This window comes from Janthinobacterium sp. PSPC3-1, assembly GCF_049896105.1.
In the GTDB taxonomy this organism is placed as follows: Bacteria; Pseudomonadota; Gammaproteobacteria; order Burkholderiales; family Burkholderiaceae_D; genus Janthinobacterium.
In genome coordinates, this window is the sequence record NZ_JAFCTQ010000049.1 from 1 (window position 1) to 17,162 (window position 17,162).

The following is a 17,162-nucleotide window of genomic DNA, read 5'->3' on the forward strand; positions in this document are numbered from 1 at the left end:
CTGTTCCGCTGTAAGCAGTGGCATGACCATAGCTTAAACTCTGGTACGAATTGTCTTGACGGTGGGGTCCACTTTAGAACGAGACCGGCGAAGTGCTCGATTTGGTGGCGGTATCCAAGCCGGTATTGCTCGTGATATTCGTGGTGCCGCCAGCATAATAGCTGCCGTTCTGGATCGAGCCGGAGTTGTAACTGAGGTTGCCACCGACCACCAGCGCGTATCCCGAGCTACCGAATGCATCCTTATTGTTTTTATTTACCGTGTAACTGGCAGCGTTCATATCCTTGCCGACCAGTAACGAGCCTTGAACCTCGGCGCCGGTCGGATTGAAGTTACCAAGCGAATACAGGTTGGCGCCACCGATATTGATCTCGACAACACCCGCCCGGGCCGCGCCTGCTGCCAAGGCGGTGGACAGGATCAACAGCGCAGGCAATTTCGACAAGGTTTTCATTTTATTTCCAAAATTAACATTAACTTACCTCAAGGATATCATATTTACGCCTTTTTACTTGTCTCAAAAATAGATTACTTGTACTAAATAAACAACAAATATTTTCCGGAGAGCAACTCTATCAGTATCCGCCACCAGCAGGCCAGCCGCGAATGCGCTCAATGAAATTCCCAAGGAACAATATTCCAGTGATAGCATGGCGCGCTCAATACTGACAGAGGACAGGCATGAAACAGTTACCATTGCTGCGCCAGGCGGCCTGCGCGGCGCTTATCACCCTGGCGTCGGCGGCGCAGGCGCAAACCGTGGGCATGATCGAGAACCAGCCCCTGAGCGAAACCTGGCTCAACGCGGGTTTTTATTCGTACCACTTCCAGCGCGACAAGAACCTGAACGACGGCAATCCGGGCCTGGGCGCCGAATACCGTTTTTCCACCGTGGCGTCGGCCACGGCAGGCCGCTTCTACAATAGCGACCGCGCCTATTCGAACTATCTCGGCGTGTACTACCAGCCCTTCCATGTCGGCCCGCTGCGCGTGGGCGCCGTGATCGGCGGCTTCAACGGCTATCCGAAGATGCGCGATGGCGGCTGGTTCCCGGCCCTTATCCCCACCGTCAGCTATGAATACCAGCGCGTCGGCGTGAATATCGCCATCGTGCCGTCCTACAAGGACCGCCTGTACGGCGCACTGAGCTTCCAGCTGAAACTGAAGGTCTTCGAGTAAGCGTTTTATCCTGTCATGCCGTCGTTCATGCCGGCGATTCTGCAATTCGTCGCAGTCTTGATGCTGGCCAACAAGCTGCCCGCTATAGTGCAGTCATCGCCAGGCCATCAGACGGCCACAGGCACTCGACAACGACAGGAGAACGGCATGAAAGACATCAATTCGGCACCGGGCAATGCAAGCTTCGACAGTTTCTGGCAAGGCTTGTCCGGCCTGGCGCGCCAGGGCGTCGACGCCGTGGGCGCCATGTCCTGGCCCATGTTGCTGGCCTGCGCCATCGGCCTGGCCCTGTTCATCACCATCCTGCCGCTGGTGCTGACCCTGTTCCTGATCTTCCTGCTGGTCAAATGGGCCAGCAACAGCGGCGGCTTCGGCTGGAATAAAAAAGCCGCGGCGCAACAACCGCCGCAATAAAGGGCAAGGGAATCATTCTTGCCGGGCTGGCAAGGGTAGCTTATAGTGGAATGGACCGCGTGGCATGGAACGCCGCGCGCCATCCATGATCGAAGCTACTCCATCCCCGTTACAGGAGTGTTCCCATGAGCATCACCGCAAAAGCCACCAAGGCCACCACCATCCCCTGCCTGCGCTACCACGATGCGCCGGCCGCCATCGCCTGGCTGTGCCAGGCACTGGGCTTTGAAAAGCAGCTGGTGGTGCCCGACAACGACGGCGGCATCGCCCATGCCCAGCTCAGCTTCGGCAACGGCATGATCATGCTCGGCTCCGTCACCGACAGCGAATACGGCCGCCTGATGCGCCAGCCGCGCGAACTGGACGGCGCCAATACGCAAAGCTGCTACCTGGTGGTCGACGACGCCGACAGCGTCTACCGGCGCGCCGTCGAAGCCGGCGCCGAGATCGTGCTCGATATCAAGGATGAAGAATACGGCGGGCGCGGCTTTACCTGCCGCGATCCCGAAGGCCATGTCTGGAGCCTGGGCACTTACGACCCATGGTGAAACGGAGAACCATGATCATCAGCATTTCGGCCGCCGGCCTGGTCTTGCTCGGCGGCTTCCTGGCCACCCCCGCGCTGGTCGACAAGAACATCAACCAGGTCTACCCCATCACCGCCCCGGCGCCATCAAAGCAGGCCCAGTCGCTGCACCGCAGCCTGTGGATTGCCGACCTGCACGCGGACAGCCTGCTGTGGCAGCGCGACCTGAACCAGGCTGGCGGACGCGGCCACGTGGACTTTCCGCGCCTGGCGCAAGGCAATGTGGCGCTGCAGGCGTTTTCGGTGGTGACGAAAACCCCGCGCAAGATGAATATCGACCGCAACGACGGCGACAGCGACAACATCACGGCGCTGGTGATGGCGCAGGGCTTGCCACCGGCCACCTGGAACAGCCTGCTGGCACGCGCGCTGTACCAGGCCAAGGAGCTGCACCAGCTGGCCGATGCCAGCCAGGGCAGCATGCGCGTGATCGGCAGCCGCGCCCAGCTGCGCAACTTTATCGCCGCGCGCGACAAGGAGCCGCGCCTGATGGCAGGCTGGCTGACACTGGAAGGCGCGCATGCGCTCGAAGGCAAGCTCGGCAATCTTGATATGCTGTACCGTGCCGGCTACCGCATGGCCGCGCCCACGCATTTTTTCGATACCGAACTGTCGGGCTCGCAGCACGGCATGAAAAAGGGCGGCCTGACGCCTCTGGGGCGCGACTGGCTGCGCGCCATGGAGCAGCGCAAGATGATCGTCGACCTGGCGCATGCGTCGGGCCCCACCATCGATGAGGTACTGACATTGGCGAAACGGCCCGTGATGGTGTCGCACACGGGCGTGCGCGGCACCTGCGCCAACGGGCGCAACCTGAGCGACGCGCAACTGAAACGCATCGCCGCGCAAGGCGGCCTGGTGGGCATCGGCTTCTGGAACACGGCCGTCTGCGGCAAGGATGTGCAAGCCATCGCGCGCGCCATCAAGCATGCGGTGTCGGTGATGGGCGTGGAGCACGTGGCCTACGGCTCGGACTTCGACGGCGCCGTCACTACCGCCATCGATGCGGCCGGCCTGCCGCGCTTGACGCAGGCGCTGCTGGACGCGGGATTATCGCCGGCGCAGATACGGCGCATCGCCGGTGAAAACGTGCGCGATTTCCTGCTGAAGAATCTTCCCGACGACGACGCTTAAGCGAGCGCCGCGATCAGGGCCTGGTCCGCCACCTGGCGCGGCTGGATTTGGATCAGCTTGCTGTACAGCGGCGGCAGTGCCTGGCACAGCGCCAGCAAGTCGCTGTGCGCCATGCCTGGCCGCACATACTGGAATTGGGCCGGATTGTTTTCCGGCAGCGCGCCTTCCATGGTCGAACCGTAGGCGCCCAAGGTCATGAAACTGGCGGCGCTGTCGTCGAGTCCGCCGGACAACACAAAAGTGCCGTGCTTGGGATGGCCCAGATAGCGTTTGCATTCCTCCTGCTGCGCGCTGTCCTTTCCCACCATCAATTCATGGCGCAGCTGCGCATACTGGCGCGTGCATTCCATAAAGGGCGTGCGGATGATCGACAGGGCCTGCTGGCCCGGCAGGCACAGCAGCAAGTTGCCGAAGGAGTCGAGCAAGGCGGCCGCCTCGCCCGCGCCGCCATTGCGGCGGTCCTGCGCCATCGCGGCGAGCAGGAACGGCGCCAGGCCGGCGCCGGGCGCATGCGGCGCGCCGCGGTATGTCAACGCATCCGGGTAGCGCTGGCGCAAGGCGCGCACCACCGCATGGTCGTGCGGCAAGGTGGCCGGATCGCAGGCAGGGCTCTCGTCACCGGCATGCAGCAGCTGCATCACCTGCGTGACCATCGATTCGAACACCAGCGTGCACAGCGCCTGCGTGGCTTCGTTGATGCTCTTGCCGATAAAAAAGGATTTCGGTGGCGCGCCCGAGGCGGCGCGCGCATACGGCGTGGCGCCGCGCACGGCCGGATAACAAAAACTGCTGCCGGCCCGGACCCGCAGCGGCGCCGGCAAGGCCGTGAAACTGGCCTGATTGTCGTAATTGATGCCCGCATTGCCATCGGGCGCCGCCACCACCACATTGAAGCCGGCCGCCAGGATGGCGCCGGTGCACATGCAGCAGGGGTCGAGCGAGGTGACGAGGGTCAGTTCCTGCGGCGGCGGCAAGGCGGCGCCTGCGGCCACTTGCGCAAAATACCAGTCGATCAATTGACGTTCGCCATGCGCGGTGGGGTCCAGCACCAGGCCGCCCAGCACCACATTGTTGTGCATCGACTGCAGCACATTGCCAAAGCCGTCGAGCAGCACGCCGCCGACACCGAAAGTGCCCTGGGTCTTTGCCGCCAGGGCCTCGGCCGCGGCGATCGCCACGGCGGCCTGGATGTCGATGGTTTTGTTCAAACGGATGCGCTTATTTCATGTCCAGGTCGGAACTGCCGAAACCATGCGGCAGCAGCCAGCCCGCCGTCACTTCCATGATATCGTTGTTCAGGTTGGTCAGTATCACCGGCAGGTCGGCGCCGCCCATTTCAAAAATTACCTGGCGGCAGGCGCCGCACGGCGAAATCGGTTCCGCCGTATCGCCGGTGACGGCCAGCTTGGCGAAATCGCCCGGTTTGCAGCCATGCGCGATGGCGCTGAAAAACGCCGTGCGCTCGGCGCAGTTGCACAGGCCGTAAGCGGCGTTTTCCACGTTACAGCCACGAAACACGCGGCCATCCTTGCACAGCAGCGCCGCGCCCACCCTGAAACGCGAGTATGGCGCGTACGCCAGTTCGCGGCCAGCGTTGGCTTCGGCGATCAGTTCTTCATTGTTCATTTATTACCTTTGAAAGCGTTACTGCGGGGGGCAGACCCTCAATGCCGCAAACTCAGCGGCTTGCGCTAACGGCCGAGGGGGTCTGGCCCCAGATTTTATTTTACGGACGAATGGTACGATAAATCACCGGCTTGGCCGTCAACGCCACCGGGCTGATCTCGTACGCCGCCTGGATTTCCTTCACGGCCTGCTGCGCCGCCGCTTCCGTGCGCGCGTGCACCATCGCCAGAGGCTGGCCGGCGGCGACCTGCTCGCCCAGGCCGACCAGTTCGCTCAGGCCGACGGCAAAGTCGATCGCATCGGTCGGACGGCGGCGGCCACCGCCCAGCGACACCACGGCCAGGCCGATGGCGCGGCAGTCGCGCACATGGGCAAAGCCGGCCGACAGCGCCGGCGCCGGCACCACGAACGGCGCCAGCTCCAGGTGCTTGTCCGGGTTCTCGACCAGATCGGCCGGGCCGCCCAGGGCCGACACCATGCGCGCAAAACGCTCGGCCGCCGCACCCGAGGCCAGCACCGCTTCGAGCTGGGCGCGCGCTTCCTCTTCGGTCGCGGCCAGGCCGCCGAGCACCAGCATTTCGGCGCACAGCGCCAGGGTCACTTCATGCAGGCGCGCCGGGCGCGAACGGCCCGTCAGGTAATCCATGGCGCCGCGCACTTCCAGCGCATTGCCGGCGTACGGCGCCAGCGATTCATTCATGTCGGTCAAAATGGCCGAGGTTTGCATGCCGGCGCCATTGCCGACGGCAACGATGCTCTCGGCCAATTCCACCGATTTGTCGTAGGTCGGCATAAAGGCGCCCGTACCCACCTTGACGTCCATCACCAGCGCATCGAGGCCGGCCGACAGTTTTTTAGACAGGATCGAACCGGTGATCATGGCCACCGATTCCACCGTGGCGGTCACGTCGCGGATGCTGTAGAAACGCTTGTCGGCCGGCGCCAGCTGCGCCGTCTGGCCGATGATGGCCACGCCGATCTCCTGCACCACCTTGCGGAACAATTCATTGTCCGGCACGGTGCAGTAACCGGGAATGGCGTCGAATTTGTCCAGCGTGCCGCCCGTGTGGCCCAGGCCGCGGCCCGAGATCATCGGCACATAGCCGCCGCAAGCGGCGATCATCGGCCCCAGCAGCAAGGACACCACGTCGCCCACGCCGCCGGTCGAATGCTTGTCGACCACCGGGCCCGGCAGGTTCAGCGAGCGCCAGTCCAGCACGTGGCCGGAGTCGCGCATGGCCAGGGTGAACGCCACGCGCTCATCCATGTTCATGTCATTGAAAAACACCGCCATGCCCAGCGCGGCCACCTGGCCTTCGCTGACGCTGCCATCCGTAATGCCGCGCACGAAAAACTGGATTTCCTCGGCGCTCAGCACACCCTTGTCGCGCTTCTTGCGGATGATTTCCTGGGTTAGAAACATTGAAATTCCAATCTGAAAATGAAGACGCGTTTACAGCACATTGATGCCATTGGCCAGCGGCGCGACACCCAAGTGATGGGCCAGGGTCTGGCCGATATCGGAGAAGCTCTCGGAAATGCCGAGCGCGCGCGGCGCCACGCCGGGGCCGAAGAAGATCATCGGGATATGTTCGCGCGTATGGTCGGAACCGTGCCAGGTCGGATCGCAGCCATGGTCGGCGGTAATCACCACCAGGTCGCCCGGTTTCAGCTTGGCCATGAACTCGGGCAGGCGGGCATCCATTTCGCGCAGCGCGTCGGCATAGCCTTCGGTATTGCGGCGGTGGCCGAAGGCCTGGTCGAAGTCGACGAAGTTCACGAACGTCAGCGACTTGTCCTGCACTTCATCGGCGGTTTTGAGCAGCGCTTCGAACAGCGCCATATTGTCGACGCCTTTCACCACGCGCGAGATACCTTTCGTGGCGAAAATATCGCTGATCTTGCCCAATCCCACCACTTCGCCGCCGGCGTTTTTCACGTGGTCGAGCAGGGTCGGCGCGGGCGGCGCAACGGCGTAATCGTGGCGGTTACTGGTGCGCGTGTAGTTGCCGTTGCTGCCAGTAAACGGGCGCGCGATCACGCGGCCGATATTGTACGGCTCGACCAATTTGAAGGCCATTTCGCACACTGCGTACAGGCGCTCGAGGCCGAACGATTCCTCGTGCGCGGCGATCTGCATCACCGAGTCGCCCGAGGTGTAGATGATCAATTTGCCGGTGGCGACGTGCTCGTCGCCATGCTTGTTGATGATGTCGGTGCCGGAAGCGTGGCAGTCGCCGAGGAAACCGGGCACGCCCGACAGCGCTTTCAATTTGTCGGTCAGGTCTTGCGGGAACGATGGCGTGGTGCGGGGGAAATATCCCCAGTCGAATTCGACCGGCACGCCGGCGATTTCCCAGTGGCCGCTTTGCGTGTCCTTGCCGGTCGAGCGCTCGCGCGCGGCGCCATACGCGCCGGTAAAACCGTCGCGCTGGTCGAAACCGGTGGCCCATTCGCCGCTGGCCAGGTGGGCGGCGGCGCCCAGGCCCAGGCGTTCCATGTTCGGCAGTTTCAAGGTCTTGCCGCTTTTGGCGACAGTGCTGGCAATATGGCCAAAGGTATTGGCGCCTGCATCGCCGTACTTGGCGGCGTCTGGCGTCGCGCCCAGGCCGAAGGAATCAAGCAGGAGGATAAATGCACGTGACATGATAAGGCTCGCTTTAGGGGTGATGCGGATAGTGTAGGCCGGATCGTTCGGCCTCGCCGCGCGGCTGGCTCATGGGCACTGGCCGCGCGGCGGTGGAAATGCTGCTCAGGCCTGTGGCTTGGCGGCAACGTTGGCCAGGAAAGCCAGGATCAGCTTGACCAGGTCTTTCGCGCCGATGGCCGCGTATTTCAGGGTCTGCTCGTGCGACAGGGCGAACGGCGACATGCCTTCGGCCAGGTTGGTGATGACGGACACGCCCACCACTTTCAGGTCGCAATGGCGGGCCGACACCACTTCCGGCACCACCGACATGCCGACCGTGTCGGCGCCCAGGCGGGCCATCATGCGGATCTCGGCGGCCGTCTCGAAGTTCGGGCCAGGGTAGGCCACGAACACGCCTTCATGCAGCGTGATGCCGTTGGCGGCAGCCGTGTCTTTCACCTGCTGGCGCAGCTCGGCGTCATAGGCGTTGGCCATGCTGAAGAAGCGCGGGCCAAAGCGGTCGTCGTTCGGGCCGACCATCGGCGTGCCCGGCAGCAGGTTGATATGGTCGCTGATGGCCACCAGGCTGCCGGCGTCCACTTCAGGGCGCAGGGAACCGGCGGCATTGGTGACGAACAGCATTTCGCAGCCCAGCAGCTTCAGGGTGCGGATGGCGCTGGTCATCACGCCCATGCCGTAGCCTTCGTAGAAATGGCCGCGGCCTTTCATGCACACCACCGCCACGCCCGACAGGGTGCCGACCACCAGTTCGCCGGCATGGCCGTGCACGGTGCTGATCGGGAAGCCCGGCAGTTCGTCGAAGCTGATGCTGACGGCGTCCGTCATCTGCTCGGCCAATACGCCCAGGCCCGAGCCGAGTATCATCGCCACGCGCGGTTTGAAATTTTCTGGGGCGCGGGCGCGGATGATTTCGGCGGCGTGGAAAGGGGCGTTATTCGACATGATGGTCCTCGTGATTGATGAGTTGGTCTGCGGATCGGTGTTGGATCTTTTGCTTGAATCCTGCAGCAGGCGTGGTAGGCGCGATTCTGTACAGGACTATCGACATGCGGTTGGGTGCTATCAGGCGCCACTATGCATCAAGCGCAATATGTATGGCAAATACCATTTTTCTTGCGCATTTATACAAAAGATATATAAATGGCCGGCATTATAAAGCAGCGGGCCCGGCCCTGCCAGCAATGGGGGCAGACTGCGATTGACAGCCTTAAAACAAAAGTTTAATCTTGCGGACAATTGTTTATTCCAGGCCCGCCGTGACCGACCTTTCCAAAAAAGACCAGCTGTATGCGCTGATACGCAGCAATCCCTTTATTTCGCAGCAGGAACTGGCGACCGAACTGGGTTTGTCCCGTTCGGCCGTGGCCGGCCATATCGCCGGCCTGATCCGCGAACGCCGCCTGCTGGGCCGCGCCTATGTGCTGCCCGACAGCCGGCCCGTGCTGTGCCTGGGCGCCGCCAACCTGGACCGCAAGATGCGCACCCTGGCCGCCTTGCAGATGGGCACCTCGAACCCTGTGCGCTCGACCGAGGTATTTGGCGGCGTGGGCCGCAATATCGCGGAAAACCTGGCCCGCTTGGGCTTGCCGGTGGCACTGTTGACAGCGCTGGGCGACGATGCGGCCGGCCACGCGCTGCAAACCCATGCGGAAGACGCCGGCATCGACATGCGCGGCAGCTTGCACCTGGCCAATACCGGCAGCGGCACTTATACGGCCGTGCTCGACGAACACGGCGAAATGCTGCTGGCGATGGCCAATATGCAGCTGTATGAACAGCTGACGCCGGCCTTTCTGCACAGCCGCCAGCCACAGCGCGCGCAAGCGGCACTGACCGTCTGCGACCTGAATCTTGGCATGGAGAGCGTGGCCTTTCTGCTGGACGAAGCAAGGGCGGCCGAGGAGAACGCCGCACCGCTGGTGATCGTGGCCGTCTCGCAGCCGAAGATGGCGCACCTGCCGCAAGACCTGGCGGGCTTGCAGCTGCTGATCCTGAACCGTGGCGAGCTGGAAACGCGTGTCGCGCGCGCCCTGCCGACCGACGAGGCGCTGCGTGATGCCTGCCACGAAGTGCTGCGCCAGGGCGTGCGCCAGCTGATCGTCACGCTGGGCGCACACGGCGTGTTGTTCAGCGATGGCGCAGGAGCGGACGCAAGCATGGCCCACCTGCCCGCCCTGGCCGTCGAGGCGATCGATGTCACCGGCGCCGGCGACGCCTTTTCCGCCGCCGTCTGCTGGTCGCTGTATCACGACAGCAATGATTTACGACTGGCGTGCCGGCGCGGCCTGAAGCTGGCCGCCATGACCCTGGCCTCCAGCGCCACCGTGTCACCCCTGATTTCCGCCAGCGTCCTCGACGATATCGAGGACGGCCCTATTCCCCTTGATTGACAGGATCAACAGCATGACCCAACTACATCACTCCCTTTTGTTCTCGCAAGAAGTACTGGACGCGCGCGCGGCCGGCAAGGCCATCGTGGCGCTGGAATCGACCATCATTTCGCACGGCATGCCGTATCCGCAAAACGTGGAGATGGCGCGCGAAGTGGAACAAATCATCCGTGACGGCGGCGCCGTGCCGGCCACCATCGCCATTATCGACGGCAGGATCTGCATCGGCCTGTCGCCCGAGCAGCTGGAACTGCTGGGCACCTCGCCCGACGCCATGAAGGTCAGCCGCCGCGATCTGCCGTTCGTGCTGTCGCAGAAGAAACTGGGCGCCACCACGGTGGCCGCCACCATGATCTGCGCCGAACTGGCCGGCATCAGTGTGTTTGTGACCGGCGGCATCGGCGGCGTGCACCGCGGCGCGGAAACCAGCTTCGATATTTCGGCCGACCTGCAGGAACTGGCGCAGACCTCGGTGGCGGTGGTGTGCGCCGGCGTGAAATCCATCCTCGATATTGGCCTGACGCTGGAATACCTGGAAACCCATGGCGTGCCCGTCATCAGCGTGGGCCAGGAAGGTTTCCCGGCTTTCTTTACGCGCGAAAGCGGCTTCCAGGCCGATTTCCGCCTCGACAGCGCCGACGAGCAGGCCGCTTTTATTGCCACCAAATGGCAGCTGGGCCTGACAGGCGGCGTGGTGGTCAGCAATCCGGTGCCGGCCGCGCAGGCGATGCCGAAGGAAGAGATCGACGCGATTACCACCCAGGCGCTGCAGGAAGCGGACGCCGGCGGCGTGAAAGGCAAGCAGGTCACGCCGTTCCTGCTGTCGCGCATCAAGCAGCTGACCGACGGCCGCAGCCTGGCCACCAATATTGCGCTGGTCAAGCACAATGCCCAGGTCGGCACCAAGCTCGCCATTGCCATGCAGGCGGTGCTGCCCCGATAATAGGACTGCTGTAAAGAAACGTGCGGGCAGAATCCGGCTCGCATGTTGTTCCCGCCAGGCATCACGCACGCCAAGGAAAGCATGTCCATCGATCTGAAACAGTTAAAGTATTTTCTCGCCGTCGCCGAGGAGAAAAGCTTCAGCCGCGCAGCCGAGCGCCTGCATATCTCGCAGCCGCCCCTGAGCCAGCAGATCATGAAACTGGAAAACGAACTGGGCGTGCGGCTGTTTGCACGCACCACCCGCACCTTCGAACTGACGGTGGCGGGCAAGGCCCTGATGCACGAGGCGGCCGACCTGCTGGGGAAGATGCGCATGACCATCGATACCATCCGCCAGATCGACCGTGGCGAAGTGGGCCGCTTGCGGGTCGGCATCGTCGGCTCGGCCATGTGGGGCCCGATCCCCAGCCTGCTGGAACAATTCCAGTCGAAATTTCCCCGCGTTACCTGGACCATCCATGAACTGGGGCCGACGGTGCAATACGAAGCGCTGCGCAGCAAGCAGATCGACGTCGGCTTCTGGCGCGAACCCAAGCTCAACGACGATGACCTGCGCCACGACAATCTGCGCCAGGAGCTGTGCTTCCGTGAAAATGTCTGCGTGGCCGTCAACGAACACCACCGGCTGGCCAAGAGCGCTTCCATCGAACTGATCGATATCGCCGACGAACCGATGCTGTCGCTGGCACTGGACAAATCGGCCTTTCCCCGCTACCTGGTGCAATGCTGCGTCCATGCCGGCTTCGAACCGATGATTTTCCAGGAAGCCAACGAACCGCAAACCCTGCTGGCCATGGTGGGCGTGGGCCTGGGCGTGACCCTGGTGCCGGAAACCACCAGCCGCATCGGCTGGCCCGGCGTGGTGTTCCTGCCGATCAAGACCAATCCCCCATCGGCCAATCTGTATATCAGCTACACCACGCTCGACGACGCGCCGGTGGTACGGGCCTTTCTGAATATCCTCAATCCGCCTGCCGCCTGATGTTGCCTTGGATTTATATCCGATACATATAAATCCATAAACAAAAACGTATTTGCCATACATATCGGCCATGATGCATAGTGGTTCGAACGCCCAAGGCGAACTGTTGCATACGCATCACACCCTGGTCACAACAACCGCAGCGAACAGCAACTTTCTTCTGCGATACGGTGCAATGTTGATAAGGAACCATCGATTCTTGCAGGCGTAACAGGCTAAATCGGCCCCAAATTTTCTGTTTGCCCTATAAAAAATATACAATATCGATCTTCCAGGAGCCAATTCATGAAACTTACACAATTTAGTTTGACGATCGCAGCCGCTTTTCTGGCTGCTCAAGCGTCCGCGGCTAACCCAAAATTGGGTGTCGTGTATGACGCGGGCGGCAAGTTCGACAAGTCGTTCAACCAATCCGCTTTCGAAGGCGCCGAGCGCTTCAAAAAAGACACCGGCATTTCCTTTATCGAAGTACAGGCCTCCAGCGATACGCAAGCCGAGCAAGTCATGCGCGGCCTGGCCCGCAAGAAACTCGACATGATCGCCGCGATCGGTTTTGCCCAGACGCAAGCCGTGCAAAAGGTCGCCAAGGAATTTCCCAACGTGAAATTCGTGCTGATCGACGGCCAGGCCGCTGGCGCCAACGTCAACTCGGTGGTGTTCAAGGAAGAAGAAGGCTCCTACCTGGTGGGCGTGGCTGCGGCCATGGCCAGCAAGAGCAAGAAAATCGGCTTTATCGGCGGCATCGATATCCCGTTGATCCGCAACTTTGCCTGCGGTTACGCGCAAGGCATCAAGGCCGTCAATCCGAAAGCGGAACTGACGCAAAACATGGTCGGCACCACCTCGGGCGCCTGGAACGACCCGGCCAAGGGCGGTGAACTGGCCCGCTCCCAATTCGAGCGCGGCGTCGACGTGGTGTTCGCGGTGGCCGGCGGCAGCGGCATGGGTACTTTGCAAATGGCCAAGGAAAAAGGCAAGCTGGCGATCGGCGTCGATTCGAACCAGAACCATCTGTACCCGGGCACCATGCTGACTTCGATGGTCAAGCGCGTCGACAACACCGTGTATGACAGCTTCATGCAAGTGAAAAACGGCACCTGGAAAGGCGGCGTCAGCTACAAGGGCCTGAAAGAAGGCGGCGTGGATTGGGCGCTCGATGCGAACAACCGCAAGCTGATCACGCCGGAAATCGAAAAGCGCGTGTTGGGTGCGCGCAAGGACATTATCGATGGCAAGATCAAGGTGATCGATTACCGCGTCGGCAGCAGCTGCCCGGTTTAACTTTCTTCGTATCTCTGAACGCGCCGCCGGGGTTGACCTCCGCGCGGCGCGTTTCCATGAAACTATCCAGTTATGAGCCTATGCAGCCAGCAGTAGAATTTCGCAGCATTTCCAAGCATTTTGGACATGTGAAGGCGAACACCGACGTCAGTTTCTCCATCGCCAAGGGCAGCATCCACGGCCTGGTGGGAGAAAACGGCGCCGGCAAATCGACCTTGATGAGCATCCTGTACGGGTATTACCGTGCCGACGGCGGAGAAATCCTGCTCGACGGAAAAGTACAGCCTATCCGCAACAGCCAGGAAGCCATCGAACTGGGCATCGGCATGGTGCACCAGCATTTCATGCTGGTCGAGAACTTCACCGTGCTCGACAATATCATGCTGGGCACGGAAGGCGGTTTCCGCCTGGCCAACCACCGCGCCGAAGCCGAAGCGAAGCTGCGCGAGATCTGCACGCGCTACCGCCTCGACGTCGACCCGCTGGCCAAGATCGAAGATTTGTCGGTTGGCGCCCAGCAGCGCGTGGAAATCCTCAAGCAGATCTACCGCAGCGCCAATATCCTGATCCTCGACGAGCCGACGGCCGTGCTGACGGCGCAGGAAACGGCCTCGCTGTTCGAGATCCTGCGCCTGTTCAAGGAGCAGGGCAAGACCATCATCCTGATCACGCACAAGCTGCAGGAAATCCTGGAAATCACCGACAACGTCACCGTCATGCGCGGCGGCACGGTGGTGGGCGCCGTGGCCACCGCCGGCACCTCGAAGGAAGAGCTGGCCAACATGATGGTGGGCCGCCCGATCCAGAGCCACTTGCCGCGCGCGCCCTACAATCCGGGCGCGACCGTGCTGGAAGTGGACGGCTTGCAACTGGCCGACGAGCAACAGGTCAAACTGCTGGCCGACATCGGTTTCAATCTGCGCGCCGGCGAAATCGTCGCCATTGCAGGGGTCTCGGGCAATGGCCAGAGCGAACTGCTGGAGATCTTGTCCGGCATGCGTCTGCCCACCTCGGGCAAGCTGCGCTTCCAGGGCAAGGACCTGCCGTTCGGCAAGCGTCACGACGCCGACGGCCTGCCGCTGGTGTTCCGCGACCTGGGCATCGCCCATATTCCGGAAGACCGCTTGCGCGACGGCGTGGTGAAAAATTTCTCGGTGATGCAGAACACCATCCTCGGTTACCAGGATCACCTGAAAAACCGCTGGGGCCTGTTCAACTTCAAGGCCATCGGCGCGCGCTGCGCGGAACTGCTGAAAACCTTCGACGTGCGCCCGGCCAATCCGGACCTGCGCATCGGCCTGCTGTCGGGCGGTAACCAGCAGAAGGTGGTGATCGCGCGCGAAGTGCTGGCCAAGCCGACACTGATGCTGGTCGGGCAACCGACGCGCGGCGTCGATATCGGCACCATCGAAAGCATCCATACGCAATTGCTGGCCCTGCGCGACGCGGGCGTGGCAATCCTGCTGGTGTCGGTCGAACTGGAAGAAGTGCGGGCGCTGGCCGACCGCATTCTGGTCATGTGCGGCGGACGCATCACCGGCGAACTGAAAATTGAAGAATTCGATACCACCCGCATCGGCCTGCTGATGGGGGGAATGCACAAATCATGAATAACGACTTGCCACGCTGGGCGACAGCCTTTGTCATGCCCATGTTAAACCTGCTGTCGGCCCTGCTGGTCGCGGCACTGGTGATCTATCTGCTGGGCGAAGATCCGGGCGAATCGCTGGGCATCCTTGTCAACAGCGCCATCCTCAATCCGGAAGGCCTGAGCTACACCCTGTTCTACGCCAGCACCTTCATCTTCACGGGGCTATCCGTGTCGGTGGCGATGCAGGCCGGCCTGTTCAATATCGGCAGCGAAGGCCAGATGTATATCGGCGGCCTGGGCCTCACCGTCGCCATGCTGGCGTTCGACCAGACCCTGCCCGCCTGGCTGCTGATCCCGGCCGCCATGATCGGCGCCGCCCTGTTCGGCGCGCTGTGGGGCTTGTTGCCCGGCTATCTGCAAGCCAAGCGCGGCAGCCATATCGTGGTCACCACCATCATGTTCAACTTCATCGCCGCCAGCCTGATGAACTTCGTGATCGTGAAATACCTGATCCCGCCGGGCGAACAGAATACGGCCAGCCGCGTGTTTGCCGCAGGCGGCGAAATGCCGCGCCTGTCGACCTGGTTCCCGGCCCTGGGCGACACGCCGCTGAACATCAGTTTTATTCTGGCCATCATTGCGCTGGCCGTGTATGGCGTGATGGTCTGGCGCTCGTCGTGGGGCTTCAAGCTGCGCGCCACCGGCCTGAACAAGCATGCGGCGCACTATGCGGGCGTGTCGATCAGCAAGATGATCATTATCGTCATGCTGATTTCGGGTGCGCTGGCGGGCCTGGGTTCGGTCAACTCGATCATGGGTTCGACCCACTACCTGTCGCTCAACTTCGTCGGCGGCGCGGGTTTCATCGGCATCGCGATTGCGCTGATGGGCCGCCAGCATCCGGTCGGCATCTTCCTGTCGGCAGTGCTGTTCGGCGCGCTGATACAGGGCGGGTTTGACTTGTCGCTGGAAAAACCGAATATCCCGACCGAGACCTTCATCTTTATCCAGGGCCTGATCATCCTGTTCTGCGGCGCGATGGAGAACTTCTACGCCCCGGCCATTTCCGCCCTGCTCAAGCGCACCAAAGGCTAACACCATGACACTCGACGACTTTCATTTCGCCAGCATCCTGGTCTCGACCGTGCGCAATGCGCCGGTGCTGATCTTTGCCGCCATGGCCGGCCTGTTCGCCGAACGCAGCGGCATGATCGATATCGGCCTGGAAGGCAAGATCCTGGCCAGCGCCTTCGCTTCCGCCGCCGTGGCCTACACCACGCAAAACCCGTATTACGGCATGGCGGCCGGCATGCTGGTCTGCGTCGCGCTGGCCTTGCTGCAAGCCTATGTCAGCATCACGCAAAAGGGCAACCAGCTGGTGGCCGGCATGGCCATCAATATCGCCATGAGCGGGCTGACTTTTGTCCTGGCGCAGTTCTTCTTCCAGCAGGGCGGCCGCACGCCCGACCTGGGGTCGGCGCGATTGTTCGACGTGGTGCTGCCGGGCACCCAGTATGTGGAACATATCCCGTTCATCGGCTGGGTGTATGCCCACCTGATCGGCGGCCATTCCATCCTGGTCTATCTCGCCTTCCTGTTGATCCCGCTGGTGCACTGGCTGCTGTACCACACACGCTTCGGCCTGCGCCTGCGCGCCTGCGGCGAAAACCCGCACGCGGCCGATTCGGCCGGCGTCAGCGTGGAAGCGACCCGCTATATGGCCATGCTGGTGGCCGGCATCCTGTGCTCATTTTCCGGTGCGTATCTGGCCATCGTGCAAAGCGGTTTTTTCCTGCGTGACATGTCGGCCGGCGCCGGCTACCTGGCCCTGACGGCCATGGTGTTCGGCAACTGGCGTCCGGTCTACACCTTCCTCGGCTGCCTGATGTTCGGCTTCTTCAGCGCGATCCAGATCCAGATCGAAGGCGTCGACCTGCCCATCGTCGGCCGCATCCCCGGCTCGCTGATCCAGATGGTGCCGTACGTGGTGACCGTGATCGTGCTGGCCGGCCTGATGGCCAAGTCGGTGGCACCAAAGGCGATCGGCATTCCATTCGTCAAATCGCGCTAACGTCAAGTTGGCACGCACAAAAAAGCGAAGCCCGCGGGCTTCGCTTTTTTTATGCTGCCGGAATCTCTTCCAGCGAACAATAGATCGGCAGGCCCAGGCCGCGCGCCACCGCCACTATGCGGTCGGCGCCGGACGATTCCCCTTTGAGGCGCAGCACCGCATCGCAATGCGAGAGCAAGCGCTCGCAATGGGTATGGAACAGTTCCTCGTACACGCTATCCCCGACTTGCTTCGAGCCGGCCAGCGCCAGCATCGGCAGCGCCAGCCATTCCCCCAGCACCGGCATATGGCCGGCCGCATACAGCGGCAGGCA

The 17,162-nt window shown here is 62.2% G+C and carries 17 protein-coding genes; 11 read left to right on the plus strand and 6 right to left on the minus strand.

The features are described from left to right. Window positions 1–73: 73 nt before the first annotated feature. Window positions 74–454 carry a collagen-binding domain-containing protein gene (locus tag ACP7B7_RS28630; protein ID WP_426078972.1) on the minus strand — a complete coding sequence of 127 codons (381 nt, stop codon included), beginning with the start codon at window positions 452–454 and terminating at the stop codon, window positions 74–76. Window positions 455–681: 227 nt separating this feature from the next. Here ACP7B7_RS28630 and ACP7B7_RS28635 point away from each other — a divergent pair, with 227 nt between their 5' ends. From ACP7B7_RS28635 to ACP7B7_RS28650, 4 genes are all read left to right on the plus strand, one after another. Then, on the plus strand, window positions 682–1,179 hold the full coding sequence (locus ACP7B7_RS28635; protein WP_308922922.1) for a hypothetical protein: 498 nt from the start codon (window positions 682–684) through the stop codon (window positions 1,177–1,179). Window positions 1,180–1,326: 147 nt separating this feature from the next. Then, window positions 1,327–1,593, plus strand: coding sequence for a hypothetical protein (locus ACP7B7_RS28640; protein ID WP_426078973.1), 267 nt, complete (start codon window positions 1,327–1,329; stop codon window positions 1,591–1,593). Window positions 1,594–1,718: 125 nt separating this feature from the next. Beyond that, window positions 1,719–2,141, plus strand: coding sequence for a VOC family protein (locus ACP7B7_RS28645; RefSeq protein ID WP_308922924.1), 423 nt, complete (start codon window positions 1,719–1,721; stop codon window positions 2,139–2,141). A gap of 11 nt (window positions 2,142–2,152) precedes the next feature. Beyond that, entirely contained in the window at window positions 2,153–3,313 is a 1,161-nt protein-coding gene (locus ACP7B7_RS28650; protein ID WP_426078974.1) for a dipeptidase, read from the plus strand. Here the strand turns inward: ACP7B7_RS28650 and ACP7B7_RS28655 are convergent. From ACP7B7_RS28655 to xapA, 5 genes are all read right to left on the minus strand, one after another. Then, complete coding sequence (locus tag ACP7B7_RS28655) at window positions 3,310–4,521, minus strand: nucleoside deaminase (RefSeq protein WP_426078975.1); 1,212 nt, start codon at window positions 4,519–4,521, stop codon at window positions 3,310–3,312. The two genes, ACP7B7_RS28650 and ACP7B7_RS28655, sit on opposite strands and share 4 nt — an antisense overlap. Before the next feature lie 10 nt (window positions 4,522–4,531). After that, a complete protein-coding gene (locus ACP7B7_RS28660; RefSeq protein ID WP_426078976.1) occupies window positions 4,532–4,939 on the minus strand; it encodes a cytidine deaminase in 408 nt (135 codons plus the stop codon). A gap of 100 nt (window positions 4,940–5,039) precedes the next feature. After that, window positions 5,040–6,362, minus strand: coding sequence for a thymidine phosphorylase (gene deoA / locus ACP7B7_RS28665; protein WP_426078977.1), 1,323 nt, complete (start codon window positions 6,360–6,362; stop codon window positions 5,040–5,042). Between the two features lie 30 nt (window positions 6,363–6,392). Continuing rightward, complete coding sequence (locus tag ACP7B7_RS28670) at window positions 6,393–7,586, minus strand: phosphopentomutase (RefSeq protein ID WP_426078978.1); 1,194 nt, start codon at window positions 7,584–7,586, stop codon at window positions 6,393–6,395. A 105-nt stretch (window positions 7,587–7,691) separates the two neighbouring features. Beyond that, window positions 7,692–8,531, minus strand: coding sequence for a xanthosine phosphorylase (xapA, locus tag ACP7B7_RS28675; protein ID WP_312439318.1), 840 nt, complete (start codon window positions 8,529–8,531; stop codon window positions 7,692–7,694). 314 nt (window positions 8,532–8,845) lie between these two features. Here xapA and ACP7B7_RS28680 point away from each other — a divergent pair, with 314 nt between their 5' ends. The 7 genes from ACP7B7_RS28680 (at window position 8,846) to ACP7B7_RS28710 (ending at window position 16,849) form a co-directional block, all read left to right on the plus strand. Beyond that, window positions 8,846–9,979: a carbohydrate kinase gene (locus ACP7B7_RS28680; protein WP_426078979.1), complete on the plus strand. Its 1,134-nt coding sequence runs from the start codon at window positions 8,846–8,848 to the stop codon at window positions 9,977–9,979. A 13-nt stretch (window positions 9,980–9,992) separates the two neighbouring features. After that, window positions 9,993–10,922, plus strand: coding sequence for a pseudouridine-5'-phosphate glycosidase (locus tag ACP7B7_RS28685; protein WP_426078980.1), 930 nt, complete (start codon window positions 9,993–9,995; stop codon window positions 10,920–10,922). An 81-nt stretch (window positions 10,923–11,003) separates the two neighbouring features. Further along, complete coding sequence (locus ACP7B7_RS28690; RefSeq protein WP_426078981.1) at window positions 11,004–11,906, plus strand: LysR family transcriptional regulator; 903 nt, start codon at window positions 11,004–11,006, stop codon at window positions 11,904–11,906. Window positions 11,907–12,191: 285 nt separating this feature from the next. Next, entirely contained in the window at window positions 12,192–13,187 is a 996-nt protein-coding gene (locus ACP7B7_RS28695; RefSeq protein WP_426078982.1) for a BMP family lipoprotein, read from the plus strand. 80 nt (window positions 13,188–13,267) lie between these two features. Further along, window positions 13,268–14,797: an ABC transporter ATP-binding protein gene (locus ACP7B7_RS28700; protein WP_426078983.1), complete on the plus strand. Its 1,530-nt coding sequence runs from the start codon at window positions 13,268–13,270 to the stop codon at window positions 14,795–14,797. Beyond that, window positions 14,794–15,873: an ABC transporter permease gene (locus tag ACP7B7_RS28705; protein ID WP_374694218.1), complete on the plus strand. Its 1,080-nt coding sequence runs from the start codon at window positions 14,794–14,796 to the stop codon at window positions 15,871–15,873. Before ACP7B7_RS28700 ends, ACP7B7_RS28705 begins: the two co-directional genes overlap by 4 nt. Before the next feature lie 4 nt (window positions 15,874–15,877). After that, window positions 15,878–16,849, plus strand: a complete 972-nt coding sequence (locus tag ACP7B7_RS28710) for an ABC transporter permease (protein ID WP_308922937.1) — start codon at window positions 15,878–15,880, stop codon at window positions 16,847–16,849. Window positions 16,850–17,162 lie beyond the last annotated feature (313 nt).